At 64.9% G+C, this 26255-nt stretch carries 21 protein-coding genes; 6 read left to right on the forward strand and 15 right to left on the reverse strand.

Annotation, left to right across the window (positions count from 1 at the left end; all coding sequences use genetic code 11):
• Positions 1–14: 14 nt before the first annotated feature.
• The 8 genes from ACFWZ1_RS05425 to ACFWZ1_RS05460 form a co-directional block, all read right to left on the reverse strand.
• Positions 15–1043, reverse strand: a complete 1029-nt coding sequence (locus ACFWZ1_RS05425; protein WP_439665684.1) for a glycosyltransferase family 2 protein — start codon at positions 1041–1043, stop codon at positions 15–17.
• Entirely contained in the window at positions 1040–2665 is a 1626-nt protein-coding gene (locus tag ACFWZ1_RS05430) for a lipopolysaccharide biosynthesis protein (RefSeq protein ID WP_439665685.1), read from the reverse strand. The genes ACFWZ1_RS05425 and ACFWZ1_RS05430 overlap by 4 nt, the downstream gene beginning before the upstream one ends.
• Before the next feature lie 351 nt (positions 2666–3016).
• Complete coding sequence (locus ACFWZ1_RS05435; protein ID WP_439665686.1) at positions 3017–3838, reverse strand: hypothetical protein; 822 nt, start codon at positions 3836–3838, stop codon at positions 3017–3019.
• Positions 3819–4994, reverse strand: coding sequence for a hypothetical protein (locus tag ACFWZ1_RS05440; RefSeq protein WP_439665687.1), 1176 nt, complete (start codon positions 4992–4994; stop codon positions 3819–3821). The genes ACFWZ1_RS05435 and ACFWZ1_RS05440 overlap by 20 nt, the downstream gene beginning before the upstream one ends.
• Before the next feature lie 2 nt (positions 4995–4996).
• Positions 4997–6172, reverse strand: coding sequence for a DegT/DnrJ/EryC1/StrS family aminotransferase (locus ACFWZ1_RS05445; RefSeq protein ID WP_439665688.1), 1176 nt, complete (start codon positions 6170–6172; stop codon positions 4997–4999).
• 69 nt (positions 6173–6241) lie between these two features.
• On the reverse strand, positions 6242–8212 hold the full coding sequence (locus tag ACFWZ1_RS05450; protein WP_439665689.1) for a tetratricopeptide repeat protein: 1971 nt from the start codon (positions 8210–8212) through the stop codon (positions 6242–6244).
• Between the two features lie 39 nt (positions 8213–8251).
• Positions 8252–10210, reverse strand: a complete 1959-nt coding sequence (locus ACFWZ1_RS05455; protein WP_439665690.1) for a hypothetical protein — start codon at positions 10208–10210, stop codon at positions 8252–8254.
• A 109-nt stretch (positions 10211–10319) separates the two neighbouring features.
• A complete protein-coding gene (locus tag ACFWZ1_RS05460) occupies positions 10320–10787 on the reverse strand; it encodes a pilin (RefSeq protein WP_439665691.1) in 468 nt (155 codons plus the stop codon).
• Positions 10788–11254: 467 nt separating this feature from the next.
• Between ACFWZ1_RS05460 and ACFWZ1_RS05465 the strand changes: the two genes are divergently transcribed.
• Complete coding sequence (locus ACFWZ1_RS05465) at positions 11255–13363, forward strand: prolyl oligopeptidase family serine peptidase (protein ID WP_439665692.1); 2109 nt, start codon at positions 11255–11257, stop codon at positions 13361–13363.
• A 120-nt stretch (positions 13364–13483) separates the two neighbouring features.
• Here ACFWZ1_RS05465 and ACFWZ1_RS05470 read toward each other — a convergent pair whose 3' ends face one another.
• From ACFWZ1_RS05470 to miaB, 6 genes are all read right to left on the reverse strand, one after another.
• Positions 13484–14503 (reverse strand): magnesium and cobalt transport protein CorA, encoded by a 1020-nt coding sequence (locus tag ACFWZ1_RS05470; protein ID WP_231324425.1) that lies wholly within the window; start codon positions 14501–14503, stop codon positions 13484–13486.
• Between the two features lie 119 nt (positions 14504–14622).
• The gene (locus ACFWZ1_RS05475) at positions 14623–15846 is read right to left on the reverse strand and encodes a lipoprotein N-acyltransferase Lnb domain-containing protein (protein ID WP_439666870.1); all 1224 of its coding nucleotides are present in this window, start codon (positions 15844–15846) and stop codon (positions 14623–14625) included.
• Between the two features lie 151 nt (positions 15847–15997).
• A complete protein-coding gene (locus tag ACFWZ1_RS05480) occupies positions 15998–16852 on the reverse strand; it encodes an HlyC/CorC family transporter (protein WP_231324427.1) in 855 nt (284 codons plus the stop codon).
• Positions 16853–17116: 264 nt separating this feature from the next.
• On the reverse strand, positions 17117–17608 hold the full coding sequence (gene ybeY / locus ACFWZ1_RS05485; RefSeq protein WP_439666871.1) for an rRNA maturation RNase YbeY: 492 nt from the start codon (positions 17606–17608) through the stop codon (positions 17117–17119).
• A 5-nt stretch (positions 17609–17613) separates the two neighbouring features.
• The gene (locus ACFWZ1_RS05490) at positions 17614–18621 is read right to left on the reverse strand and encodes a PhoH family protein (protein ID WP_231324428.1); all 1008 of its coding nucleotides are present in this window, start codon (positions 18619–18621) and stop codon (positions 17614–17616) included.
• A 135-nt stretch (positions 18622–18756) separates the two neighbouring features.
• The gene (gene miaB / locus ACFWZ1_RS05495; RefSeq protein WP_439665693.1) at positions 18757–20103 is read right to left on the reverse strand and encodes a tRNA (N6-isopentenyl adenosine(37)-C2)-methylthiotransferase MiaB; all 1347 of its coding nucleotides are present in this window, start codon (positions 20101–20103) and stop codon (positions 18757–18759) included.
• A 335-nt stretch (positions 20104–20438) separates the two neighbouring features.
• On the opposite strand from miaB, the gene ACFWZ1_RS05500 reads away from it, so the two are divergent.
• A complete protein-coding gene (locus ACFWZ1_RS05500) occupies positions 20439–21488 on the forward strand; it encodes a lytic transglycosylase domain-containing protein (protein WP_439665694.1) in 1050 nt (349 codons plus the stop codon).
• Positions 21489–21512: 24 nt separating this feature from the next.
• Here ACFWZ1_RS05500 and ACFWZ1_RS05505 read toward each other — a convergent pair whose 3' ends face one another.
• Positions 21513–22721, reverse strand: a complete 1209-nt coding sequence (locus ACFWZ1_RS05505; protein ID WP_231324434.1) for a S1C family serine protease — start codon at positions 22719–22721, stop codon at positions 21513–21515.
• A 166-nt stretch (positions 22722–22887) separates the two neighbouring features.
• On the opposite strand from ACFWZ1_RS05505, the gene petA reads away from it, so the two are divergent.
• The 4 genes from petA (at position 22888) to ACFWZ1_RS05525 (ending at position 26229) form a co-directional block, all read left to right on the forward strand.
• Positions 22888–23484 (forward strand): ubiquinol-cytochrome c reductase iron-sulfur subunit, encoded by a 597-nt coding sequence (gene petA / locus ACFWZ1_RS05510; protein WP_231324436.1) that lies wholly within the window; start codon positions 22888–22890, stop codon positions 23482–23484.
• Complete coding sequence (locus ACFWZ1_RS05515) at positions 23484–24785, forward strand: cytochrome b (protein ID WP_231324437.1); 1302 nt, start codon at positions 23484–23486, stop codon at positions 24783–24785. The genes petA and ACFWZ1_RS05515 overlap by 1 nt, the downstream gene beginning before the upstream one ends.
• Before the next feature lie 13 nt (positions 24786–24798).
• Complete coding sequence (locus tag ACFWZ1_RS05520) at positions 24799–25530, forward strand: cytochrome c1 (RefSeq protein ID WP_231324439.1); 732 nt, start codon at positions 24799–24801, stop codon at positions 25528–25530.
• 75 nt (positions 25531–25605) lie between these two features.
• The gene (locus tag ACFWZ1_RS05525; protein WP_231324441.1) at positions 25606–26229 is read left to right on the forward strand and encodes a glutathione S-transferase N-terminal domain-containing protein; all 624 of its coding nucleotides are present in this window, start codon (positions 25606–25608) and stop codon (positions 26227–26229) included.
• The last annotated feature ends 26 nt before the right edge of the window (positions 26230–26255 follow it).

Consider the following 26255-nt stretch of genomic DNA (forward strand, 5'->3'; position numbering starts at 1 on the left):
AGTGAACGGAGCTATTAAAGCCCATCTGCAGTAAGCCGCAACATGAGGCTCCGGAACCTTCCATAGAGCCGGGCCGGCCATCCCCAAACCAGCGCGGTACGCCGCAGCGCATCGCTGGGCGATCCTGGCGACGCTCCCAACGCGACGAGCCGGGCGCGCGCGGCATCGAACGCCTGCAGATCGCAGGCATGGAAGGCAGCGTTCAAAACCCCCCGATTGGCGAAACCCAGACAGTCCCGACGGGTGCTTTCGTCCACCGGATATGCGCGCATGAATGCTTCCCGGCAGGCAAGGCCGGCCAGGCGCATTGTCAGCATCCTGGATGGGTCGCTGTTGGTGGCCGATCCGGCGACTTTCCGCCATGTCGCGGTCGAGACGGGCAGGTAGCGTATCCGGCCCCGGGTCGCGGCAAACAAGGCCTTGTTGTAGTCGCCGAACGGCCACTGTGGATTATTGAAAGGGGATGCATCGAATTCCCGCAGGACATCCGCGCGATACAGCGCGGTAGCGGTCATGACGGTCCAATGGTGTAGCAGCCGATCGTACGCATGTCCTTGAGCGAGATAAGGCGTAGGACTGGAGCGGTGACAGTTGCGCTTCAGACGCCGGCCAACAAGCCGGTCGTAGTCCGTGTGGCACAAGACGACATCGTCCTCCTCCGCCATGGCCTCCACCTGTATTCGGAGTTTTAGCGGGTGATGCCAGTAGTCATCGCCCTCGCAGAACGCGATGTAGCGCCCCCTGCATGCAGCGCGGCAACGGGCTGCATTGGCGTGTGCTCCGACGTTGCTATCCGAATAGAGCACGCGGACCAGGCCCGGGAGGCGTTTTTGGTAGTCGAGTGCGATCTGGCGCGTCCGGTCCGGCGAGCAGTCGTCTCCAATGATCAGTTCAAACGGAAACTCGCATTGCTGCCCGATGACGCTTTCGATGGCTTGGCCGATGAATTTCTCGTGGCGGTAAGCCAGCATGTAAACGCTTACCAGAGGGGTCGACGCCAGCGCCGACCAGTCGGACACATCGATCAGGTCGCGTACGCTCATGTCAGGTCATTTCCGATATCTGGCTTGAGCGTGGCGTCGGCCCGCAAGGTATGGATGAACGAATGCAGGTCCGTCAGCGCCTGTACCCTGAAAGCCCATGCCAAGCCTAGATACACCACGCTGGCGCACGCGATCGAGAGCACCATGCTGATGGATGTCGCGGGCATCCAGTGCAGGACCGCCCATCCCACCAGTGCCGCCGTAATTGCCAGCGCGAAAGTCGGCGCCTGTTCGCGCATCTGGGCGCGCGGACCGAAGCCAAGCAACTTCCAGGAGTAATACGTGTTGATCGCTGCGTTGAGAACGCTCGCCACCAGTGTCGCCCACGCCACTCCGATAGCTCCCCACGGGCTGCCGAGCACGACAAGCACAATGGCCAGGCTGACCTTGACCAGGGCCAGACGGAAAAACAGGTCGGACCTCCCTTGCGCTTTAATTGCTTCAAGGTTGAGCACGTGCACCGGCCACAGCGTCCCCGCCAACGCCAGGATGCTGAGTATGGGGGCCGCCGGGAGCCAGCGAGGTCCGTAGACCAGCGTGACGAGCGGCTCTGCGGTAATGGCGATCCCGACCATGCACGGCACGAAAACGAACATCGACAGACGCAGAATCGGACGCAGCGCGTCGAGCATCCGGGAGGGGGCATGCGCCAGCGCCGAGAAAACCGGAAGCCCGACGCGGGTCAGCACGCCGCCCACCAACGACATCGGCGCTTGTTGTGAATTCTGGGCCAGCGTGAAGAAGCCAAGCGACCGGGTATCGAAAAGCCTCCCGATCAATAGTGGTTGAAGCTGCACGTAGATCGAATTGAGCAGTGAGGAAAGCAACATGAAGCTGCCGAACTTGGCCAGACCGGTCAGGGACGCCCGGTTGAAACGTCCCGCAGGCCGCCATCGGGAGCAGACCCAGAGGCAAAGCGACCGGATCGCCGCCGCAGTCACAAGCTGCCAGACCAGGCTCCACACCCCCGCGCCGTTGAGTGCGAGCGTGACAGCGACGGTTCCCGACACTAGCGATGCCACCAGTTGGGCCTGGGTCCGCGCGCGGAAGTTCATACGCATCGTCAAGAGCGCATCGGGCACAGCACCGGCGGCGCTTAGGACCAGCGTCAGCGAGGCCAGCCTCAACAGGGGCGACAACGCTGGCGCACGGAAGAACCCGGCGATGAACGGTGCAGCGAACGCAAGCAGTCCGCAGAGCATCGCCGCGGCCAGGATCGAAAAGACGAATACGGTGGTTTCGTCGTCCGCAGAAGTGTGCTGGCGCTGGATCAGGGCCGTTCCGAAACCGGAGTCGACGAGGACGGCGCCGAGACTGGTGAAGATCACCAGCAACGCCGCCAAGCCGAAGTCGCTGGGCAGGAGCAACCGGGCCAGTACGAGCGTAACGAGGAATTGCACGCCGTAACGCGCTGCGATTTCGACGGCACTCCACCATGCGGCGCCAGCCGCTTGCCTGGCGAACTTAGAGGGCATGGGCAATGAACCGGGGAGCTGGCGGCCTGCCGTCCTTGTGCGGTTGCGGGCGACCAGGATCCGAAGCGCCGACGAGTGGATAGGGAAGCGGACCAGGCTTGGGAAGAAATCGCTCATCGAAATGCGATCGAGCGACTCGATGCGCATCCGTTGCTCTGATGCCGTCCAATCGTCCTCGACGCGACCGGGCATGGCGAACGAGGTACGGAGACCGACGGTCGGGATGTCGTAACGCGGCGCCGGGGCGAGTGCCGGATTGGTCCGCGCCGTCGAGTCCGCAATAGCGGTCAGGTAGTGGAACGGAACCCCTGGTGACCTGCCGGCTTTGCATGCTTGCGTTCATTCGCTTTCCTTGTGCCGACGGTTTCGGGCTGTCGCCTTGTTGCCAAACGTGCCCAGCCAGCTGGGCTCGACATGGAGAGCCGCTCACAATCCGGAATGGATGGGGCATGGTTATCTGGCAGCAAACAGCCAAATGCCGACTTCCCGTTCCCGGCATCAGTCCCGGTTGCAGAGAAACAAGGCGCGGCGATAGAACTCCCCCGGAAAACTGTCCAGGTCATGCGCATCGATCGCGTCTTGCAGGAGTTGCCCGGCAGCAGCGCCATTCGCAGGCAGCACGATATTGTCGTAGCGGACATGTCCATCTGCGTGGCGGGCGTAGGCGACGGCGCGAAGCGCCCAGTTGGCGCCATGCAACCATCCGGTGAACGTTTCCAACTTTTCCAGATCGTTGCGCATCGGCACGAGCGGTTGGGCTTTGTCCCCACCCCAGTTGCTTCCAATCTGGAAAAGCATGCCCTCGGCGCGCTCTCGCAACAACGCCAGATAACGTTTTGCGTACGAGGGGAATGCCGCCTTTTCGGGTACGAGGGCTGTATCGAAGTCATGCCCCGCGTGATGCAGGACGTTCAGGTGAAGCATGAAGTGCGAGTGCGGCAACGAGCCGATATCGGCCATGCAAACCGGACGCGCGATCACGTCGACGTTGGCCAGGTCGAAGCATTCGGCAACCCGGCGGATGAACCTGGCATGGTTGGGATTTGCTTCGACGGCAATGAAGCGGGAGGTGGGGAACGCTCGCGCCAGGCTCAAGGTGAAGAAGCCCGTGTTCGCCCCGAAGTCCAGCCAGCATTCGTCCGGCATGGGTTTGCGCGTGCGGAGCAGATAGGCAAGCCGGGGCCGGTCGTCGCGCCAGCCTGCGTCCAGCGATTCGGTATATCCCAGTTCGGTGGAAACGAAGTCGGGGATGCTTTGGTAAACCGAATGCTTGGACGCATCGGCATAGAGCATCTGCAGTTCAGTCTTTAGTTCGTTCACGATGCCAAGCCAGATTGAGGGCGTCAGTCATCTCGAGGATGAAACAGCGCCAGGAGTCCGCGCGAAGATACACGTCGTTGCGTAACCCTGCGAACGCGGTAGCGATGAAGCGCCGCCTGGGACCGTGCCATGACGGCCGGCGGAACGAGGCGAGTGTGTGTGCGAGGCCGCCACACCAAAAGTATTGCCGGCGGCTGCGCCTGGGCACGGATGCGGGCGCCGTCTCCAGAAAGCAGTTTGGATCCCCCAGCAGTGCCTCGCCGATCATCGCCCGGAGCAGAGGATGGCGTCGGTCAACGACAAGCTGTATCGGTCCCCATATGCGCGGGTTCATTTCGATGAACACGTCGCGATCCGCAGTGCGGATGACCTCGATCATCCCCAGTCCCCAAAACCCAGCGTCGCGAACAAGCTCGATGAGGCTGGCCGCCAGCGCCGATCGGTGCAGGTCGGCAGGTTCGGCCCACAGCATCGATTTCCCGTCAGGCTGTTGCAACAGGTTGCGTTGTGACCAGGCAAATGCTTCCCCGCCGCGGCGCGGTACGTAGAAGAGCAGATAGAGGCTCTCTCCCTGCAGATACTCCTGGTAGAAATAAGCGCTGGCTTCGTGTTGGGCATGGAATGCAGCGACTTCGTTCGCGTCCATGAGCAGCTGAGGGTAGAGCGAGAGGCCCGCGTGGGAAACGTTGTTCCGCGGTTTGGCCACGACCGGTGGGTCGCAGTCGGAACCTGTGACCTCGCGCGGAACCTCGATGCCCCCCTTTGCGAAGTACGCGGATGCGCTGCCCTTGTTCGTAAGCAGGTTGTAGACCGACGCATCTACCAGGGGGATCTCGCATCCCATGGCTTCGATCCGGGACCGGTGTTCGAGCAGGAAGGCGTTGAAGTATTCGCTGGACGGAAGCACTACGAGCGTTTTTCCGCACGCAGCCTCGCGAGCCTTCTCCAGGCATGCGGCGAAGATCTCGAGGTCCAGTCCATGGCTCTTGCGTACGCAGACCACGTCTCGGCGGTAACTCGTCGAGAGAATGCGGTCGTTGCGTGTTCTCGCGACGATGTAAGCCCTTCTGCCGCACTGACGCAGCGCACGCAGGAAACCCAGCACGGCCCGGTCGTTGCCGCCGCTGAAGACCAGGAAGGCTTTCTCTGCACCCACGGTTACCCCAGGCAAACGTTGCGGATGACCGCACAGATAGTTTCCAGCTGTTGGGGCTCGATCGCTTCACCGGTAGGCAGCACCACGACCCGTTCGGCGACGCGTGCCGTTTCGGGAAGCATCAGGCCGGCGTGCGGGAAGAGGTCCCGATATGGCTGCATGCGGTGGGAGCCAGGCCAGAAATATTTGCGCGCCAGCACGTTTTCGGCTTGCAGCGCGGCTACGATCGCGTCACGCGTGGCAGCGCAAGCCTCATCCACTTCGATGACCACGTAATGATGGCTGTTGCGTTCCTGCGCGTCGTAACCGAGCAGGGTAACGCCCGGAATGCCTGCCAGAGCCTGTCGGTAGGCTTCATGGTTGCGCCGGTTGACCGCAACGATGTCTCCGAACCGTTCCAGGTTGGTCAGGCCCATCGCGGCACAGACTTCGATCATCTTGCCGTTGGTACCGGGATGGATGACATTGTCGTAGCCGATGAAGCCGAAGTTCCTCATGAGGCGAAGGGTTTCGGCTAGGTCGTCATCGTCGGTCGTGACGGCGCCGCCTTCCATGGTGTTGAAAGACTTGGTTGCGTGGAAACTGAAGACTTCGCACTCGCCGAAGCGGCCGATGCTCTGGCCCTTGTAGGTGCTCCCGAAGGCGTGCGCGGCGTCGAACATCAGCTTGAGGCCATGCTCGCTGGCGATCTCCCGCAACGCGTCGACCGGCGCAGCGCGGCCCCACAGGTGTACGCCGATGATGCCGGTCGTGCGCGGCGTGATCATGCGCCGCACGGCTTCAGGGTCGAGGTTGTGCGTGGCCGGGTCGATGTCCGCGAACACCGGTGTGATCCCCTGCCAATACAGCGAGTGCGCCGTAGCGACGAACGTCCAGGAGGGTACGATGACTTCGCCTTCCAGTCCCAGTGCGCGAATCGCGATTTCAAGAGCGATGGTGCCATTGCACATTGCCACGCAGTGCTTGACGCCAAGGTAATCCGCGATGCGCTGTTCGAACTCCCGCACCATGGGGCCGTTGTTGGTCAACCATTGGTTGTCGAGGATGCGATTGACTCGCTCCAGGAACGCCTCGCGATCGCCCAGGTTGGGGCGCCCCACGTGCAGCAGTTCGTCAAACGCTGGTGCGGCACCGTTGATGGCAAGATCGGCTTTGCTGCGGATGGTCTTGGACGGCACGGTCAAAATCCGTTGGTTGTAGTGCTGCGGCAGTCGAGGGAAACAGGATTCCCTGGCCAGGCCAGGCCGTTAAAGCGGTTGGACATCCAGGTAATGCAATGCAGCCAGATCCTTGTCCAACCGGCCCCCGATATTGAGTCGCTGCAGTTGCCTGTACGCCTGCCTGGCAGCCTCAGTGCGGCCCAAGGCCGCCAGCATGCGCGTTTGGGTTATCCGGTAGGCCGGTTCTTCGGGAGCCGCTTTCACGGCTGCATCGATCATTCGCATGCCCAAGGCGTGGTCGCCGAGAACGTTCCAGGCATAGTCGCTGTAGGTCGCCAGGAGACGCGCGTTGGGTGAAGGGTGTGCCAGGGCGGCCTGGAACACCTCGACCATGCGTTCCTTGGGCAGGTCGCAAGCCATCTCTCGCTGGCACGAGGTCAGTGCGCCGAGCGAACTTTCATCCTGCACGCCCGGTTTCTGCGCCCTGAGCTTGGCGACCATGCTGTCCCACCACGCGGTCTTGAGCGGCAAGCCCATGCGCGCGTTCATGAAGATCAGCGCCTGCTCCGGCAGGATCGATGACTCGGGCAGCCTCATGGCGCGTTCCAGCGGCTCGTAAGCCAGCGCCGTGAACGGCGAATCAGGGTTGTAGCGGGAATAGATGATGTACGTGCGGCCCAGCTCGTATTGGGCACGCGGCGAAGCCGGCGCGCGGTCGGCCAGCTCGGCGGCAAGTCGTAGTGGATCGCCCCAGGCGTAAGCACTGGTTGCGGTCTGCGCGATCCAGAACAGCATGAGCATGCCAAGTGCTACGTGGCGGGGCAGGGCCATGGGCAAGGGACCACTGCGCCCGAAAGGTGCCTGGTCGTCGGTGCGTGGTGCGGCAAGCAATGGGACCAGGGCTAGCAACAACCCGAAGCTGGCAAAGTAGTTGCGATGCTCGTAGACCAATTCCAGCGGAAGGATCGTGCCGGTGAGCAGGTGGCACCCAAGGAACAGCAGAATGCCAAGCGCTGCCAGCGGACGCCGGTGCCGCCACCACAGTGCCAGCGCGAACAGCGCCGCCAGCACCAGCAGGCCAGCAAGCGTGGTCCACGGGTGCAACCACCCGGACGAGGGCACGAAGTCGTCGTGATAGAACGAGAGCGCTTCGGGCGAGGGCACGATGGTCCAGCCGATGTACTCGGTGACGATGCGCGCTTCGCTCAGCAGCCGCGTCGTCAGAGTGAAGTCACGGGTCGCCCAAGTCGACGGACGGAGCAGGCCGGGCAGCAGCCAGGCAACACCTACGATGAGCGGAAGTACCAAGACGAGCAGGAACAGTGCGCCGATCTTCCGATCGAAGCGGCCCTCGCTGTCGCGGAAGCCGAACGCGATCCACTCGATGAGCGCGGCATACAGCGGAAGCATGACGGCGGTTTCCTTCGCCAACAGGCCAATGCCGGTGGGAATCACTAGGCTCGCGAGGCACAGCAGGTGATATCGCCAAGCGCCTTTTCCATCGACTGGCGCACCCTGCAGCCGGCATCGGGCATGAACGTAACCGATCAAGCCGACCAGGACGAACAGGTTGGCCATGCTTTCCATACGCTGCACGACGTAAAGCACGCCGGTAAGGTTGATGGGAAGCAGCAACCAGGCGCCGGCAATGAGCGCGGCGAAGCCCGCGGCCATGCGTTCGCGGAAGCGGCGCAACAGCGCGTACGCCAGCACGCACGCGGCGACACCGTTGAGGAGGTGGATCACCAGGTTGGTGAGTTTCATCCAGTAAGGGTCGAGCCCGGCCGCCAGGTAGTTGGCGGCAAAGCTTAAGGAGGCCAGTGGCCGCTTGAATTCGCTCGATGGGGAAGAGAGCGCCGCGCGTACCAGCGTCCCGAGGTCGGCGTCGTGTGGCTGGACGCCGGGGTTGTCCACGATGTTCGGGTAGTCGTCGAAGAGCCAGCCACCACTGAGTCCGGGGGCGTAAACGGCGATGGTAATCGCGATCGCGGCCAGCAACAGCCACCAGGGGCGTTCTGCCAGGCGCGCCAGCGCCGGATGTCGATGAGAAGCGGGCATCTATGTTGTTCCGGTGTCCTGGTGCGAACGGTAACCGGTCTAGTGCGCTGTCGTCTTCCCTTGGTCCGCCGGGGAATCTGTGCGGTGCCCGGCGTCAGCCTTCGCTTTGCGAATCGCTTCAGCCTGTTCTCGGTTGATCGTGCGATCGTCCACCAGAAGTCGCCGTAATGGCGGCAGGCGCCTGTAGTCGGTGTGGTCGAGCACGGCCAGGGCCTGATCGTAGAGGCCGGCGCTGGCCAGGTACTTGGCCTGGAGTCGCGGGATGTCGGCGTCGGGATCGGCCGCGTAGGCTTTGTCCAATTCCTCGATGGCCAGGCCTAGGTCACCGCTGTACACGGCGAACTGGCTGATCTGGTAGTGGATCATGCCTGCCGCGATGCCTCGTCCATATGCCGGGTTGGCCAGCAGGGTGTCGGCGAGATTTTTCCATTGGTCGGGGCCGAATGGCGGGCAGCGGTGCTGCTGTGCGAGAAGGCGCAAGGTTTCCATGTTTTCGAATGCGGCCCTGTTCCAGTCTGCCGTGCTGAACCTGTGGGTCAGTTGCTCCAGGTTCCCGGTTGCGAGGGAGCCGGTCACGCATTGGAGGAAAAACCTGTTTTCGGCCAGGCCCGCGTCTGCCGGGTGTCTGTCCAGCGCACGGTCGATGACGCGCGTTGCCGCACCCAATTGGCCGCGCTCATACAGTTGGCTTGCCAGCATCGTCTGCGCCCGGGCCGAGTCCGGATAGGTATTGCCCCAGGTAAACGCCAGGCGCTCTTCGCTGGCCCAGACCTGCGAGCTGAGGGACGTGGCAATCATGCTGGCGCCGAACCAGATGGCGACGCCCATGTAGGCGAGCTTTCGCCAGCCGCCGGGGCGAAGCGTCGCCAGCGCGATGGCGATGGCGATGAGGGGCCCCATGACGGGCAGATAGTTGCGGTGCTCGAAGTACAGTTCGAGCATCACCACGCTGCTTTCGAGGACCTGGCCGCCGAGATACCAGAACACCGCGAGTGCGAACAGCGGCCGGCGCTTGCGCCAATGGAATGCCAGGCCGACCGCCAGCAGCAGGAGCGCGATGAAAAATGGAGTCGTCAGCGGATCGAACAGGTTGTTCGACTTGGCGAAGTCGTCGTTGTAGAGGCCGTAGACGCCGAACCGTGGCACGAAGATCTTTGCCAGGTAGTCGGCCAGGATGCGCGGCTCCGTGATGACTCTCTGGTAAAGCGTGAAGTCGCGGAACGATTCGGCGTGCGCAAAGCCGGGTATGCCGACCAGCAGATACCCGAACACGAAAATGACCGCCGGATAGATCAGGGCACGCCGCAGCCAGGTGAGTGCCGGCGGCAGACGTCGCACCCGTTCGCGCAGGAGCGTTGCGTCCAGGGCAAGTGCATAGAGCGGCAAGAGAATGCCGTTCTCCTTGCTGAGGAAAGCCAGCAGTGTGCAGGCGCCCAGTCCGAGCGCCATGAACACGGTCCTGCGCCGGACGCTGGCCTTGTCATCCAGCAAAGCATGCAGATAGGCGAGCAGGCCAAGCAGCGTGAACAACGCCATCAGCAAGGTCATGCGCTGGACGACGAGCAGGATCGCTGACAACTGGATGGGGCAAACCATCCATGCCGCGGCTGCCAGCAAAGCGGGCCACGCGGCGGAATGTCGATCGCCTGCATCGGTCAGGGAAACGCCAGCAAGGCGCTTCGCCAGGAAAAAGACGAGAACGCCGTTGGCGAGGTGGATACACAGATTGACGAGCTTGAAGGCGAACGGATCCGCTGGCCAGGAAGGCTTCTGAAGAAGGAAGCTGAGCATGGCCAACGGGCGGCCCGGAAGCGATCGGGGCTGCGACAGATAGATGCCCAGGTCGCGCCAGCTGCCGAGGTGGTCGATGCTGTCCAGCGCGGCGAGGTTGGGAAAGTCGTCGAAAAGAAACGGGCCATGCAGCCCTGCCCAGTACATCGCAGCGCACCCTGCCAGCGTGAGCAATAACAGGAGCGACGTTCTTGTCGAGGGTTGCATGGATGATCCGTGAGCGTTGCGGGCGGAGCACTTGGAATCGGGTTGTACCCGATGCCGGCAAAAAAAAAGCCCCTCGTGGGAGGGGCTTTTTTGCGCTGGTGGATAGCGCTTACTTCGACTGGCACACCGACGGCAGGTACTTGTCGTCGATCGTGGTGGCGCTGCACTTCCAGTTGAAGTTGCCGCCGACCGTGTAGCCCTGGAACAGCGCAACAGCGTCCGTCAGACCCTTCGACACCGAACCGGCGGCCTTGAAGGTGACCTTGATGTCGCAAGTCGGGTTGGTGGCGTAGGTGCCAGCAACGATGTCGGCTTCCTTGACATACTTGCCGGCGTAGCTAGCGGCAGCCATCGGGAAGCCCGCGGCGGTACCAAGCACCGGACACTCCCCATGCTGCGCATAGTACTCGGACGTCGCGAGCTTGATGCCGTCGGACACCGTCTGCGACTCCGAGAACTGCGACTTGGCGATGTAGTTCTGGTAGGCCGGGATCGCGATGGCGGCCAGGATGGCGATGATCGCGACGACGATCATCAGTTCGATCAGGGTGAAGCCTTTCTGCAGATTCTTTTTCATGGTGGTTCCTCTTAACTGGTTAGCTAACCGTTTGATGCCCCCTGAGCCCCGGTCCCGGATCCCCCTAGGCGGAATCGGACCCCACGTACGCGGTCAGGAACGACCAGGAAGCTCGCGGTGAACGAAGCAGATTGCGTGCCACGCGCACTGCCCCTTTATTGCCGCATAGCTGTAGGCCGGGCGATTGTGCACGCGGTCACGAATGTCTACAAGCTGTGAGGTCATGGTTGCGCCCGCTTGCGGAAGCGTGATGCGTGCAACATCGGAGAGGGGTGTCTAAAAGCGGCATCTACTGCCGAAGTTTGTCAGTGGGCTGCTTTGGGCGTCCCTTGGGCCATGCCCGGGCATGCCGTTCTCGACCTTTCCAAACGCGGCCGTATGGTCATGGAAAGCCTTGGGAAGTTGCCTTGCGTCCCCGCGCCGCTCCCCCTACCGTGATCCGCTGACCAACCGAAAGGGAATGCCTCATGAAGCCGCTGTTCGCTGCGCTTGCGCTGGGCCTGCTCGCCACTCCGGCGCTGGCCGTGGATCTGGAAACCCACACCCCGCACCCGTTCAACGTGCGCGACCTGGTGATGATGGACCGTGTCAGCGACCCGCAGCTGTCGCCCGACGGCCGATACGCCGCCTTCGGTGTGCGCAGCACCGATTACGCCGCCAACAAAGGCGTCAACGCGATCTACGTGCTGGACCTGAAAAAGGGCGAGCCGGTCAAGGTGGCGGACAAGGGCAGTTCGGCGCGTTGGGCGGCCGACGGGCACAGCCTCTATTACATGGCCTCGGCCAACGGCGTCTCGCAGTTGTGGCGGCTGGACTTCGGTGCTGGCGACAAGCTCGACTTCGCCGGGCACAAGGCCGCGGTGCAGGTCAGCCACGGGTCGCTGGACCTGGGCGGCTACAAGCTTTCGCCGGACGGCAAGAGCGTGCTGCTTTCCTACGAGGTCTACACCGACTGCGCGGACCTGGCGTGCACCAAGGAGCGCATCGACGGCCGCGAGAAGAACAAGGCCACCGGCACCGTCTACGACAAGCTGTTCGTGCGCCACTGGGACACCTGGGCCAACGGTCGCCGCAACCAGTTGTTCATCGCCCGCTTCGACGCCCAGGGCATGCTGCCGGCCGAGCCGACGCTGCTCAGCCGCGGCATCGACGGCGACATCCCGAGCAAGCCCTTCGGCGATGAAAGCGAGTTCGCCTTTTCGCCGGACGGTCGCACGGTGTATTTCGACGTGCGCATCGCCGGGACCAGCGAGCCCTGGTCGACCAACTTCGATCTCTACCGCGTGCCAGCGGACGGTTCGGCCGGGCCGCAGAACCTGACTGAGGCGAACAAGGCGTGGGACGCCAATCCGGTGCCCGCGCCGGATGGCAAGACGCTGTACTACCTGGCGATGAAGGAGCCCGGTTTCGAGGCTGACCGCTTCGCGATCATGGCGATGGACCTGCAGAGCGGTACGACGCACGAAGTCGATCCGCAGTGGGATCGCTCGGCCGGCGCGCTCACGATCGCCGACGATGGCAAGACGCTCTATGCCAGTGCCGACGACGAGGGCCAGCATCCGCTGTTCGCCATCGATGCGGCCAGCGGCAAGGTCACCAAGCTGGTGGGCGAAGGCTCGGTGGGCGGCTATTCGCTGGAAAACGGCAAGCTGCTGCTGGCGCGCGACGACCTCAAGCGTCCGGTCGACCTGTACCTGGCCGACGCCAACGGCCGCGGCCTCAAGCAGGTCACGCACTACAACGCCGAGCGGCTGAAGAATGCCAGGACGGGCGACTTCGAATTCTTCACCTTCAAGGGCTGGAACAACGAAACCGTGCAGGGCTACGTCGTCAAGCCGGTGGGCTACAAGCGCGGGCAGAAGTACCCGGTCGCCTTCATCATCCACGGTGGCCCGCAGGGCGCGATGACCAACGACTGGAGCTATCGCTGGAACCCGCAGACCTACGCGGGGCAGGGCTTTGCGGTGGTGACCGTGAACTTCCACGGCTCGACCGGCTACGGCCAGGCGTTCACCGATTCGATCTCGGGCGACTGGGGCGGCAAGCCGCTGGAAGATCTCAAGGCCGGCTGGAAGGCCGCGCTGGACAAGTACAGCTTCCTTGACGGCGACAACGCCTGCGCGCTGGGCGCCAGCTACGGCGGCTACATGGTGTACTGGATGGCCGGCGTGTGGAACCAGCCGTGGAAGTGCCTGGTCGACCACGACGGCGTGTTCGACGCGCGCATGATGTATTACGCCACCGAGGAGCTGTGGTTCGAGGAGAAGGAGAACGGCGGCACGCAGTTCGACCATCCGCAGAACTACGAGCGCTTCAACCCGATCAACCACGTCAAGGACTGGCGCGTGCCGATGCTGGTGGTCCACAGCGGCAACGATTTCCGCATTCCGATCACCCAGGGGCTGGGCGCCTTCACCGCGCTGCAGCGCCAGGGCATCCCGAGCGAGTTCCTGACCTTTCCGGACGAGAATCACTGGGTGCTCAAGCCGCAGAACAGCGTGATGTGGCACGAGACGGTGAATGCGTGGCTGAAGCGTTGGACGTCGGGGGATGGCGGCGATAACGCCAGCCACTGAGTCCTGGAAGCGGCGGCCGAAGGGCCGCCGCTTTTTCGTGGGAGCGCACCCTGTGCGCGACCGAGCGTCGACCTCCGTGACTGTAGCGGGTCGCGCGCAGGGCGCGCTCTTACTGGGGGCCTAAAGCCACTTCACCCGCTTCAGCCAGGTGTAGATTCCGCCCACCACGCCGACCACCACCACGATCACCAGCGGGTACGCCCATGGCTTGTCCAGTTCGGGCATGTGCGTGAAGTTCATGCCGTACCAGCTTGTGATCAGGGTGGGCGCGGCAAGCAGGGCGGCGTAGCCGGCCAGGCGCTTCATGACTTCGTTCTGGCCGAAGGTGACCAGCGAGAGGTTCACGTTGATCGCGGCGGCCAGCATCTCGCGCATTGCGCTGATCGACTCGTTGACGCGGGTCACGTGGTCGTAGACGTCGCGGAAATAAGGGCGCAGATCGTCCGGGATCAGCTGCGGGTGCATGCGCACCAGCTGGTTGGTGATGTCCTGCAGCGGCGCGACGGCCAGCCGCAGGGTGGTCAGGTCGCGCTGCATGTCGTACAGGCGGCGCACCGTGCTGCGCTTGAACGCCTCGGCGAAGATATCCGCTTCGAGCCGGTGCAGCTCTTCGCGGAAGTCGCGCACGATCGGCAGCATGTTGTCCACGATGAAGTCGAGCACGCCGTACAGGCCATAACTCGGCCCGTTCTGCATCAGCTCGCGCGCCTGCTCGCAGCTGCGGCGGGCCGGCGCGTAGGACAGCGAGGCGCCGTGGCGGACGGTCACCAGGTAGCGCTCGCCGAAGAAGATCTGCGTCTCGCCGAACGACAGGTGGCCATCGACAACCTGCGCCGTCTGCACCACCAGGAACAGGGAATCCCCATAGGCTTCCAGCTTGGTGCGCTGGTGCGCCTTGTGCGCGTCCTCGACCGCGAGATCGTGCAGGTCGAATTCTTCCTGCAGCTTGAGCAACAGGGGCGCGTCCGGTTCGTGCAGGCCGACCCAGACGAACGTGCCAGGCTCCTGCAGCACGTCGCTGATCGCGTCGAGCGTGACGTCGCCGATGCGGGTGCCATCGCCACGGTAGGCGATGCAGTTGACGACCATGCCGTTCTGGGCCGGAGGCGACGCTGGTGTGGGCGAGCTGGGCGAGGTCATCTCGGCATCATGCGCGGCGGTAGATCGCGAGGCAATCGATCGCGCTGATCGGGAGGAGCGCACTTGTGCGCGACCGACATGCAGCAACGTGCGGGTGGCGATCGCGCACCGGTGCGCTCCTACAAGTGACGCTTCGCGCGCAGGGCCCACGCCAAGGCCAGCCACAACGGCATCGCGAACAGCAGCCAGGGCTGGTTCTGCTGGACGGTGCCGGGGAGGAGGTGCAACAACACGGCGGCCAACAGGGCGAACAACTGCAGCAGGAGCACGGCATCGGCCAGGCGCGAGGCGGGCAGGCCGCGCCTCGCGCGCCACGCGGATGGCAGCAGGGCCAGCGCGAGCGGGTTGAACAGCAGCAGGTTCGCGTTGGCCCATGCGGCGTGGTGGGTGGTCAGCAGCCACAGGACGAGCAGCCCGATGCCGGCCAGCCCCGCGAAGAGCAGGTAGAGCGTGGCGAGCAGGGTAAAGCCGGTCGGCCAGAAGCGGCGGGCGAGCAGCAGGATGGCGGCCACGGCCAGGCCCGCCAAGGCCAGCGGCAGACGCAGGTCGGGGGCAGTGGCTGGCGGGGTGTCCAGACGGTTGGGCGACACCAGTTCGCCGGCGATCACCAGCGGATGCGCGCCTTGCGGCCCGGCAACCGTCGCCGCGGCCAACTGGTTCGAAAGGACGGCGGGCAGGAAGCTTTCCTGCCAGGCGTTGAGCGGCTGGTCGGCGTACGGTCCCAGCCCGAGGTCGAGCAGCAGCATCAGCCAGGGCTGGGCGCTCATAAGGCGGGCCGTCTGCTGGCGGTAGGTCATGTCGCCGGGACGAGTGCTGAGCTGGGCCTTCAGCACGCCGCCGAGCGCGCGATCCAGCGCATCGCGCACACGGGTGGTGCAGTTGTCGACGTAGTAGTCGTAGTCGTAGCGCGCGTTTTCCGGGCGCAGGTTCCACAGCAGGAAATCGCGCAGTGCGGAAGCCTGCTCCGGTGTGAAATCCAGGCGTTGGCGGGTGACCGAACGGCCTGCCTGGACGTACCAGCCCTCGTCCTGCGTGGTCGGCGCGGCGTCCATCAGGTAGTGCATGCGGCCGCGCGCGAAGTTGAGCAGGAAGCCGCTTTCGTCGAAGTCGAACACGCCGTAGTTGAAGTTGTACGCCTCGCCGCTGACCGTGTCGCGCAGTTCGATGGCGTCGTGGCCGAAGCGTTCCCAGTAGGTGTCGCCGGGGCCGTAGGTGACCAGCGACACCTCGAGGTTCGCGCCCGGAGCGTTGGCGACACCGGCGTGGGCGGGCTGCAGGGGTAAGGCGAACAGGAGCAGGAGCAGCCAGAGCCACGGGTGCCGGACGAACGAGCGTGTCTGCAGGAGTGCGCCTTCGAGCGACCGCTGACCAGCACGGTCGCGCGCGGATGCGCTCCTGCAGAGGTGGACTGCGCTGTGGTTTGCCGCCAGGTGGCGGTCGCGCCCGAGGGCGCTCCGCAGAAATCGGGCGCCGCGGGTCGTGGCAGGAGACGCCTCAGGCATCGGGTGGCTGCCGGTTCACGCGGAACTGCTGCACGCGCCGGTCGTCGGCCTCGGTGACGATGAAGAGGTAGCCGCCGAACACCACTTCCTCGCCCACTTCGGGCAGATGGCCGAACTCGGCGGTCGCCATGCCGCCGACGGTGTCGAATTCCTCGTCCGAGAAGCTCGCGCCGGTATCCTCGTTGAAGTCGGCGATGGGGGTGAGCGCGCTGACCATCCAGCCGCCGCCGGGCAGCTCGTGCATCAGGCTGGGCTCGTCCTCGTCGTCGTGCTCGTCGTCGATCTCGCCGACGATCTGCTCGAGCACGTCTTCGATGGTGATGAGGCCGGCGACACCGCCGTATTCGTCCACCACCAGCGCCATGTGGTTGCGCGAGCGACGGAATTCGGCCAGCAGCACGTTCAGGCGCATCGATTCGGGAATCAGCACCGCGGGGCGCAGCAGCAGCCCGAGGTCGAAGCCTTCGCCGTCGCCGGAATACTTGAGCAGGTCCTTCGCCAGCAGGATGCCGATGATCTCGTCCTTGTCCTCGCCGTGCACCGGGAAGCGCGAATGGCCCGATTCGACCACCTTGGCCAGGATGTCGTGCAGCGAGGCTTCGGCCGCGATCATCACGATCTGCGCGCGGGGGACCATGACGTCGTCCACGCTCAGCTCGGTGACCTTGAGCGCACCCTCGACCATGGTGAGGGTGTCGTTGGAGAGCAGGCCGTTGGCCTGGGCGGCGCGCAGCTCCTCGATCAGTTCATCGCGGTTGCGCGGTTCGCCGGAAAACAGGTGGCCCAGGCGGTCCCACCAGGAGCGGTGGGGGGCCGGGCCGTTGGTACTGCCAGGGTCGTCGTTCATCAACTCGGGTGGGAGCGCCCCGTGGAAGGGCGGAAAGCCGGAGTCTAGCGGAAAAAACGTGGGGATTCAGGGCACAAGCGGGCGGGTGGCAATCCCCTTGTGTGTGCGCCGACGCCAAGCGTGAGCTGGCCCGGGAGCCTGGGGCCGGTCTTGCAGGAGCACCCTTGGGCGCGACCGCGCGGCTTGCTCATGCCGCGGCGGCCGGTGGGACGACGGTCGCGCCCAAGGGCGCCCCCACCCGGGGGGGGGGGCAGGCAGGAGTGGCTACTGCGGTGCGTAAGGGTCGGCAATTCCCAGGCCCGCCAGGATGCGCGTTTCCAGCGCCTCCATCGCCTCGGCCTGGGCGTTCTCGATGTGGTCGTAGCCGAGCAGGTGCAGCGTGCCGTGGACGGTCAGGTGGGCCCAGTGGTCGCGCGGCTTCTTGCCTTGTTCATTCGCCTCGCGGGCGACCACCGGCGCGCAGATGGCCAGGTCGCCGATCAGCGGCAGGTCCACGCCGGGCGGCAGTTCTGCGCGGAAGGAGAGCACATTGGTGGCGTAGTCCTTGCCGCGGTAGTCGCGATTGAGCGCCTGGCCCTCGTCGGTATCGACAACGCGGATGGCGACCTCCGCTGGCTTGCGCCGCCTGGCGCCGCGAAGTGCCGCCGCCACCCACTGGCGGAAACTGGCCGGCGAGGGCAGGCCCGCGCGTGGAACGGCATAGCCGACCGAGATCTGGTGAACGGCCGGAGTATCGGTTTTTGCGCGCGTGACCATGGCACTCACGCCGCGCCGCCCTTTTTCCCCGCGGCCTGCTCTTCGCTGGCTGCCTCGAACGCCTCGTAGGCCCGCACGATCTTGGCTACCAGCGGATGGCGAACCACGTCGCGCGAGGTGAAAAAGGTGAAGCTGATGCCGTCGACGCCGCGCAGCACTTCGATCGCGTGGCGCAGGCCCGAGCGGACGTGGCGCGGCAGGTCGATCTGGCTGACGTCCCCGGTGATCACCGCGACCGAGCCGAAGCCGATGCGGGTGAGGAACATCTTCATCTGCTCGACCGTGGTGTTCTGTGCTTCGTCGAGAATCACGTACGAATCGTTGAGCGTGCGGCCGCGCATGTAGGCGAGCGGCGCGATCTCGATGACGTTGCGCTCCATCAGCTTGGCGACCTTCTCGAAGCCGAGCATCTCGTACAGCGCGTCGTAGAGCGGACGCAGGTACGGATCGACTTTCTGGCTGAGGTCGCCCGGGAGGAAGCCCAGCTTCTCGCCGGCTTCCACCGCCGGACGCACCAGCAGCAGGCGTTGCGCGCGGTTAGCCTCCAGCGCCTCGACCGCGCTGGCCACCGCCAGGTAGGTCTTGCCAGTGCCGGCCGGTCCCACGCCGAAGTTGATGTCATGGGTAGCGATCGCGTGCAGGTAGCGCGCCTGGCTCGGGCCGCGGCCCTTGATCACGCCGCGCTTGACCTTGATTGCCACCTCCTGCGCAGCCTCGGCGGCTTCCTCGACCATCGCGTCGATGCCTGACTCGGCCAGCTGCAGGTTGATCTGCGCGCCGGTGAGCGTCTCCTTCTCGGTGGCGGCGTAGAGCGCGCGAAGCACCTTCTCGGCGGCGCGGGCGGGGGCCTCTTCGCCGATCACCTTGAACAGGTTCCCGCGATGGTCGATCTCCACGCCCAGTCGCAGTTCGATCTGGCGCAGGTGCTCGTCGAACGGCCCGCACAGGTTGGCCAGCCGGGCGTTGTCTTCCGGGTCGAGGGCGAAGTCGCGTTCGTTCAGGCCGTTGGTCATGAGAAAGGATCTGGGAGTGAGCCTCCTCCCTCGGGGAGAAGGTGCCGACAGGCGGATGAAGGGTTCGTCCGGAGCGCTTCGCCTGGAGCTAGCAGCAAGGGGCCGACCCTCTCCCCGAAGGAGAGAAGCTTTGCATCAGGCGATGACGGCTTCCTCGGCCAGGTGCACGCGCCCGCGCAGCGAGTTGGTCATGGCTTCGGTGATCCGGACGTCGACGAACTGGCCGATCAAGCGCGCATTCCCGGGGAAGTTCACGAAGCGCATGTTCTCGGTGCGGCCGGTGAGCTCGTTCGGGTCCTTGCGGCTGGGCTTTTCCACCAGCACGCGCTGCACGGTGCCGACCATGGCTTCGTTGATCAGGCGCGCGTGATCGTTGATCTTCGCCTGCAGGCGCGACAGGCGCGCGTGCTTGACCTCCGAGGGCGTGTCATCCGCCAGGTTCGCCGCCGGCGTGCCGGGGCGGGCGGAAAAGATGAAGGAAAAGCTCTGGTCGAAGCCGACGTCCTCGATCAGCTTCATGGTCTTCTCGAAATCCTCGTCGGTCTCGCCGGGGAAGCCGACGATGAAGTCGGAGCTGATGCAGATGTCCGGCCGCACCGCGCGCAGCTTGCGGATCTTCTGCTTGAACTCGAGCGTGGTGTAGCCGCGCTTCATGGCCGCGAGGATGCGGTCGGAACCGGCCTGCACCGGCAGATGCAGGAAATTCGCCAGCTTGGGCACGCTCGCGTAGGCCTCGATCAGCGAATCGGAGAATTCCAGCGGATGCGAGGTCGTGAAGCGGATGCGGCCGATGGACTCGATCTGCGCGATGGCGTGGATCAGCACGGCCAGGTCGGCGATGCCGCCGTCGTGCATCGGGCCTTGGTAGGCATTGACGTTCTGGCCGAGCAGGGTGACTTCACGCACGCCCTGTCCGGCCAGCTGTGCCACTTCCACCAGCACGTCGTCGAACGGGCGGCTGATTTCGGTGCCGCGGGTGTAGGGCACCACGCAGTAGCTGCAGTATTTGGAGCAGCCTTCCATGATCGAGACGAAGGCGGTGGGGCCTTCGGCGCGCGGCTCGGGCAGGCGGTCGAACTTCTCGATCTCGGGGAAGGAGATGTCCACCTGCGCCTTGCCGGTCTCGCGCTTGGCCTCGATCAGCTCGGGCAAGCGATGCAGCGTCTGCGGGCCGAACACAAGGTCCACGAACGGCGCGCGCTTGATGATCGCCTCGCCTTCCTGCGAGGCCACGCAGCCGCCGACGCCGATCAGTACCTGCTTGCCGCCCTGCTTGTGTTCCTTCCAGCGGCCCAGCTGGCTGAACACCTTCTCCTGCGCCTTCTCGCGGATCGAACAGGTGTTGATCAGGATCACATCCGCCTCGGACTCGTCCTGGGTCAGCTCCAGGCCATGCGAAGCCTTGAGCACGTCGGCCATCTTGGCCGAGTCGTACTCGTTCATCTGGCAGCCGTGGGTCTTGATGAAAAGCTTGCCGCTCATGGGCGTGGATACCGTTGCTGGTGCGGCGCGAAGTCCGCCGAACCGCGCAGTTTACGCGCGTGGTTCTGCGACTGCCAGTTTGTGGGCTGCATCAAGCACTTGCGGATGGCGCGTCGCCGGTCGAGCACCCGTCCGCTCCTCGTGGGCCGCCTGCTCGCAGGCGATGCCCCTGGGCTCGCTCATCGCCCACAAATGGGGTGCCTGCAGGTTCTTCGCACCGCGGCGTTCTCAGGCTCGCCACCTCCCGACAGAAAAGGAGCTTCAAAGCTTGCCGTTCCGCACGGAACCGCGCGGTAGTGCTGGCTTCCATCCGGTCGTGGGGGCACACTCCGCGCATGTTTGCCGCCGCACGCCAAGGGGAGAGCGCCGGCGCGGCTTGCGCTGCTTTCCCGGGTCGATCGATCCTGTACAGGGTCGCGCTGGCCTGTGCGCTGCTGGCAGGTTTGCTATGGCTGCCGGGGGCGCATGCCGGGGCGCTCTACCAGTGCACCGGATCGGGCGGGGAAACGGTCTACAGCAGTACTACCACCGGCTACAGCGGGTGTCACAAGGTAGCGTCCTTTGCCGACTCGTCCCGCCCGACGACCCCGGCGCGGGCCAGAAAGCCGGCCGCCTCGCTGGCGGGCGTGCACGGCTGGGTGCAGACCACGGCGCGGCTGGTGTCGTTCGCGGATATCGAGGGTTCGGTGGACACCACCGCGCGCGCCGTCGACGCCGGCAGATGGAACTACCGCGAGGATCCGGCCGATGCCGCGGTCGCGGCAGCACCTGGCAACCGGGTGCTGCGCGGCGCGGTCTATCGCGTCGAGAAGGCGGATGGCTCGGTCGAGTACACCAATCTCGCGCCAGGCGGCGGCAAGGGTCGTGCGGTCACCACGCTGTTCACCTATATCGCCACCTGCGCGGCCTGCAACCTGCACTCGACCATCGACTGGAACCGGGTCCGGCTGAATCTCACCGCCTATGCCGATGCGGTACGTGCAGCCAGCGCGGCATCGGGCGTGGACGAGGCTTTCCTGCGCGCGGTGATCCACGCCGAGAGCGCATTCAACCCCAATGCGCTTTCACTGAAAGGAGCGCAGGGCCTGATGCAGCTGATGCCCGGTACCGCCAGCGACATGGGCGTGCTCGATGCTTTCGATGCGGCCCAGAACATCCGCGGTGGCGCGCGCTACCTGGCGCAACTGCTGAAGACCTTCGATGGCGACGAGCGGCTGGCGGCGGCGGCCTACAACGCCGGGCCAGGCGCCGTGCTGCGCTACAACGGCGTGCCACCGTTCGCCGAAACGCAGGTCTACGTCAAGCGCGTCGGCGAGCTGCGCCGGCGCTATGGCGCGGCCGTGCACGGGGCGATGACCGCGATGCGAAGCAGCGGCGCACCCTGACACCAGGCTTTCTACGCGAAGCGGTCAGCCATCCAGGGTGGCGCGCGTCTGCAGCGGCGGACGGCGGGCCAGAGTGACCTCGGCGTGGAACGGCACGCCGTTGCGCAGTCCCGAAACCTCCACCTTGGCACCGGGTTTGAGCGCCGCCTCGTGCCGGCGCAGGTCGGCCGGGTCCAGGATGTTGTCGGTGCCGATGCGCAAAAGGATGTCGTGCGGCTGGATGCCTGCCAACGCTGCCGGGCCGCCCGGATAGACATCGGTCACCTGCGCCCCGCGGGCCGCGGCGGGCAGGCCGCTGTCGGCAGCCACGGGCACGAAGGCGTAGTCGGCGCCGAGCCAGCCGCGCACCACGTGACCGGTGGCGATGATCTGGTCCAGCACGCTCTTGGCGTTACTCACCGGGATCGCGAAGCCGATGCCCTCGGCGTTGGCCTGCCGCCCGATCAGCAGTGTATTGATGCCGACCAGCTCGCCCCGGGCGTTGACCAGCGCGCCACCGGAGTTGCCCAGGTTGATCGCGGCGTCCGTCTGGATGAAGTCTTCCGCGCTGGAGCTGGACAACTGCCGCCCGACCGCACTGACGATGCCCATGGTCACCGTCTGGTTGAGCCCCAGCGGATTGCCGATCGCAAGTACCACGTCGCCGGCACGCAGCGAGTGGCTATCGGCGATCTTGACCACGGGCAGGTTGCCGGCATCGACCTTGAGCACCGCCAGGTCGGTTTCCTCGTCGGCACCGACCAGGGTGGCCTTGGCGATGCGGCCGTCATAGAGCAGCACCTGGATGTCGTCGGCGTTGGCGATCACGTGGTTGTTGGTCAGCACGTAGCCCTTGTCGCTGACGATCACTCCGGAACCGAGCACTTGCTGCGGGCGCTTGTAGGCCGGGCCGGTGGGCAAACCACCGAAAAGCCGTTGCAGCACCGGGTCGTCATACATCTGCACGGCACGGGCGGTGACCATCTTGTTGGCGTAGATGTTCACCACCGAGGGTGCGGCTTTCGCCACGGCGTCGGCGTAGGACACGGGGCCGACGCCCAGCCCGGGCGCGGAAACCTGCGTGGCCGCGGCTTGCTGCGTGGTGGCGGAGGCCTGCGGGGCATGCCCCAGGCCGAAGCGGGCACGCAGGCGGTCCCCGCTGCCGGGCCAGAAGAGCCCGACCACGAAGGCGAGCGCGAGTCCCAGGACGACGAAGCGGGTGATAAAGGCGAGCGCGCCGGCGGCGTTCTTCATGGCTTCAATGGTTTGGATGGGGCCGGACGTGGAGGCGCGCGGGGAGGTCGCCTCCCTCGTGTGATTGATTGTACGGGCCAGGCCCTGACGCTACACTAACGCGATTTTTGCGGGCCCCCAAACGGGAGCGCGCATCTCAATGGCATTGCATGTACCGGAGAGCCTGATGGCGAACGAAGTCGTCGATCATGGTCGCCGCCGCTTCCTGACAGCGACCACCTCGGTGGTCGGTGGACTGGGAGTCGTCGCGGCAGCCGTGCCCTTCATCAAGTCCTGGGAGCCGAGCGCCCGCGCCAAGGCCGCTGGTGCGCCGGTCGAGGCCGACATCAGCAAGATCGAGCTGGGTCAGAAGGTCGACTACGCGTGGCGCGGTCTGCCCGTGTTCGTGGTCCGCCGTACCAAGGATCAGCTCGCGGTGTTGCCGACGCTCGCGCCACGCCTGGTCGACCCGAACTCCGAGGTCGAGCAGCAGCCGGCCTACATCAAAGGCCCGGACCGTGCGATCAAGCCCGAATGGCTGGTGGTGATCGGCATCTGCACCCACCTGGGCTGCGTGCCGGAGTTCTTCCCCCAGATCAAGCCCGAACCGTTCGATCCGAACTGGAAGGGTGGCTTCTTCTGCCCCTGCCACAAGTCGCGCTATGACCTTTCCGGCCGCGTCTTCGCCGGCGTGCCCGCACCGAAGAACCTGCAGGTGCCGCCGTACCACTTCGTGGACGACACGCACATCCAGATCGGCGTCGATCCCAAGGAGGCCGGCTGATGGCTAACGTATTCACGCGCATGGGCGACTGGGTCAACGAGCGCGCGCCCAACATGATGCCTGCCTACCGCAAGCACATGACCGAGTACTACGCGCCGAAGAACTTCAACCTCTGGTACTACTTCGGTTCGCTGGCGCTGCTGGTGCTGGTCAACCAGATCGTCACCGGCATCTTCCTCACCATGAACTACAAGACCAGCGCGGCGGAAGCCTTCGCGTCGGTCGAGTACATCATGCGCGACGTGGAGTGGGGCTGGCTAATTCGCTACATGCATTCCACCGGCGCGTCGCTGTTCTTCGTGGTGGTGTTCCTGCACATGTTCCGCGGCCTGATGTATGGCTCGTACAAGAAGCCGCGCGAGCTGGTGTGGCTGCTGGGCATGCTGATCTTCCTGGTGCTGATGGCCGAAGCCTTCATGGGCTACGTGCTGCCGTGGGGCAACATGTCCTTCTGGGGCGCCAAGGTGATCATCTCGTTGTTCGGCACCATCCCGGTCATCGGCGGCACGCTGGTGGAATGGATCATGGGCGACTACCTGCCCGCCGACGCCACGCTCAACCGCTTCTTCGCGCTGCACGTGATCGCGCTGCCGCTGGTGCTGCTGCTGCTGGTCGTGCTGCACATCGCTGCGTTGCACGAGGTGGGTTCCAACAACCCCGACGGTGTCGAGATCAAGAAGGGTCCCAAGGGCAACCGCTGGGATGCGCTCAAGCCCGCCGACGGCATTCCGTTCCACCCGTACTACACGGTGAAGGACCTGGTCGGCGTGGGCTTCTTCCTCCTGATCGCGGCGTTCATCATCTTCTTCGCGCCGACGATGGGTGGCTGGTTCCTGGAGCACGACAACTTTATTCCGGCGAACAACCTGGCCACGCCCGCGCACATCAAGCCGGTGTGGTACTTCACCCCGTTCTACGCGATCCTGCGCATGATCCCGTCGTTCCTGGGGCAGGCCTTCTGGGGCGTGCTGGCGATGTTCGGCGCGATCGCGCTGCTGTTCGCGCTGCCGTGGATCGACGTGGGCAAGGTCAAGTCGATTCGCTATCGCGGTACCGGCTACAAGGTCGCCCTGGGTCTGTTCGTGCTGTCGTTCATCCTGCTCGGCGCGGTCGGCGCCGGCGTCACCGCCGAAGTGATCCCCGAGTGGTTCGGCGACGTCGACGTGACCTTCTGGGAGAACCTGTTCGGTCGCTTCTGGACGCTGGTCTACTTCGGCTATTTCGTGTTCCTGTGGCTGTACACGCGCCTCGGCTGGGAGAGCACCAAGCCGGTTCCGGAACGGGTGACCACGCATGACTAAGCGGCAGCTACTGATGAAGCACATTCTCCTTTCGATGACGCTCGCCCTGAGCCTGCTCGTGGGCAGCACCCAGGCCAACGCCGAAGAAGGCGGCGCGGAGCTGCCGTCCGCCGGCGTGAACCTGCGTGACCAGGCCTCGCTGCAGCGAGGCGCGCGCCTGTTCTTCAACTATTGCGTGGGTTGCCACTCGCTCAAGTACCAGCGTTACTCGCGCATCGCCGAAGACTTGGGCCTGAGCGAGAAAGAGGTGATGGAAAACCTCAACTTCACCGGCGCCAAGTTCGGCGAAACGGTGGTCTCGCACATGCCCGAGGAGCAGGCCAAGACCTGGTTCGGCAAGGCTCCGCCGGACCTGTCGCTGGAAGTCCGTGCCAAGACGGCCGACTGGGTGTATGGCTACCTCAACGGCTTCTATGTCGACCCGAGCCGCCCGGTGGGCTGGAACAACACCGTGTTCCCGAACGCCTCCATGCCGTTCCCGCTGTGGGAGCTGCAGGGAGTGCAGACCGCGGTGAAGAAGCCCGGCAGCGAGGACGTGGAGAAGCTGGAGCTGTCGCAGCCCGGCCGCATGACGCCCGAGCAGTACAAGCAGGCGGCCCGCGACCTGACCAACTTCCTGGCCTACGTCGCCGAGCCGGCCGCACTGCAGCGTCACGCCTACGGCATCTGGGTGATCCTGTTCCTGGCGTTCTTCACCTTGCTTGCCTACGCACTGAAGAAGGAATACTGGAAGGACGTCCACTAAACCGGACGCCAGCCAGCCTCGGATGCGGCGGCCTCAAGCGCCGCCGCATCGCTTATTCAAGGGGAGAAAAAGCGCATGGTGCAAAGCGCTCGTTCGCGTACCGTACTGACCCTGTACACCACCGCCGACGACATCCAGTGCCATCGCGCGCGTCTGGTGCTGGCGGCCAAGGGCGTCAGCTACGAGCGTGTGCTGGTCGATCCGGCCAAGCCACCGGAAGACCTGCTCGACCTCAATCCCTACGGCACGACGCCGACCCTGGTCGATCGCGACCTGACCCTCTACGACACCGCGGTCGTCTGCGAATACCTGGACGAACGCTATCCGCATCCGCCGCTGATGCCGATCGATCCGCTGTCGCGCGCGCGTCTGCGTCTTGCGACCGTGCGCATCGAGCGCGACTGGTTGCCGGAAGTGGACACCATCCGTGCCGGCGGCCGCCCCGCCGAGGCCGCGCGCAAGCGCCTGCGCGAGAACCTGCTTGCGTCGCTACCGCTGTTCAAGGCTTCCAAGTTTTTCCTGAATCCGGAAATGAGCCTGGTCGATTGTCTGGTCGCACCGGTGGTCTGGCGTTTGCCGTGGCTGGGCGTGGACCTTGGCCGCGAGGGCAAGCCCATCGTCGACTACGGCGAGCGGCTGTTCCACAGCCAGGGCTATGCGCGGAGCCTGACCAACGAAGAGCGGGCGATGAGGCCATGACCGGCGCCGCCCGATGACCGATCGCT

This window comes from Frateuria sp. GZRe14 (genome assembly GCF_051900395.1).
Classification (GTDB): Bacteria; Pseudomonadota; Gammaproteobacteria; order Xanthomonadales; family Rhodanobacteraceae; genus Frateuria_A; species Frateuria_A edaphi.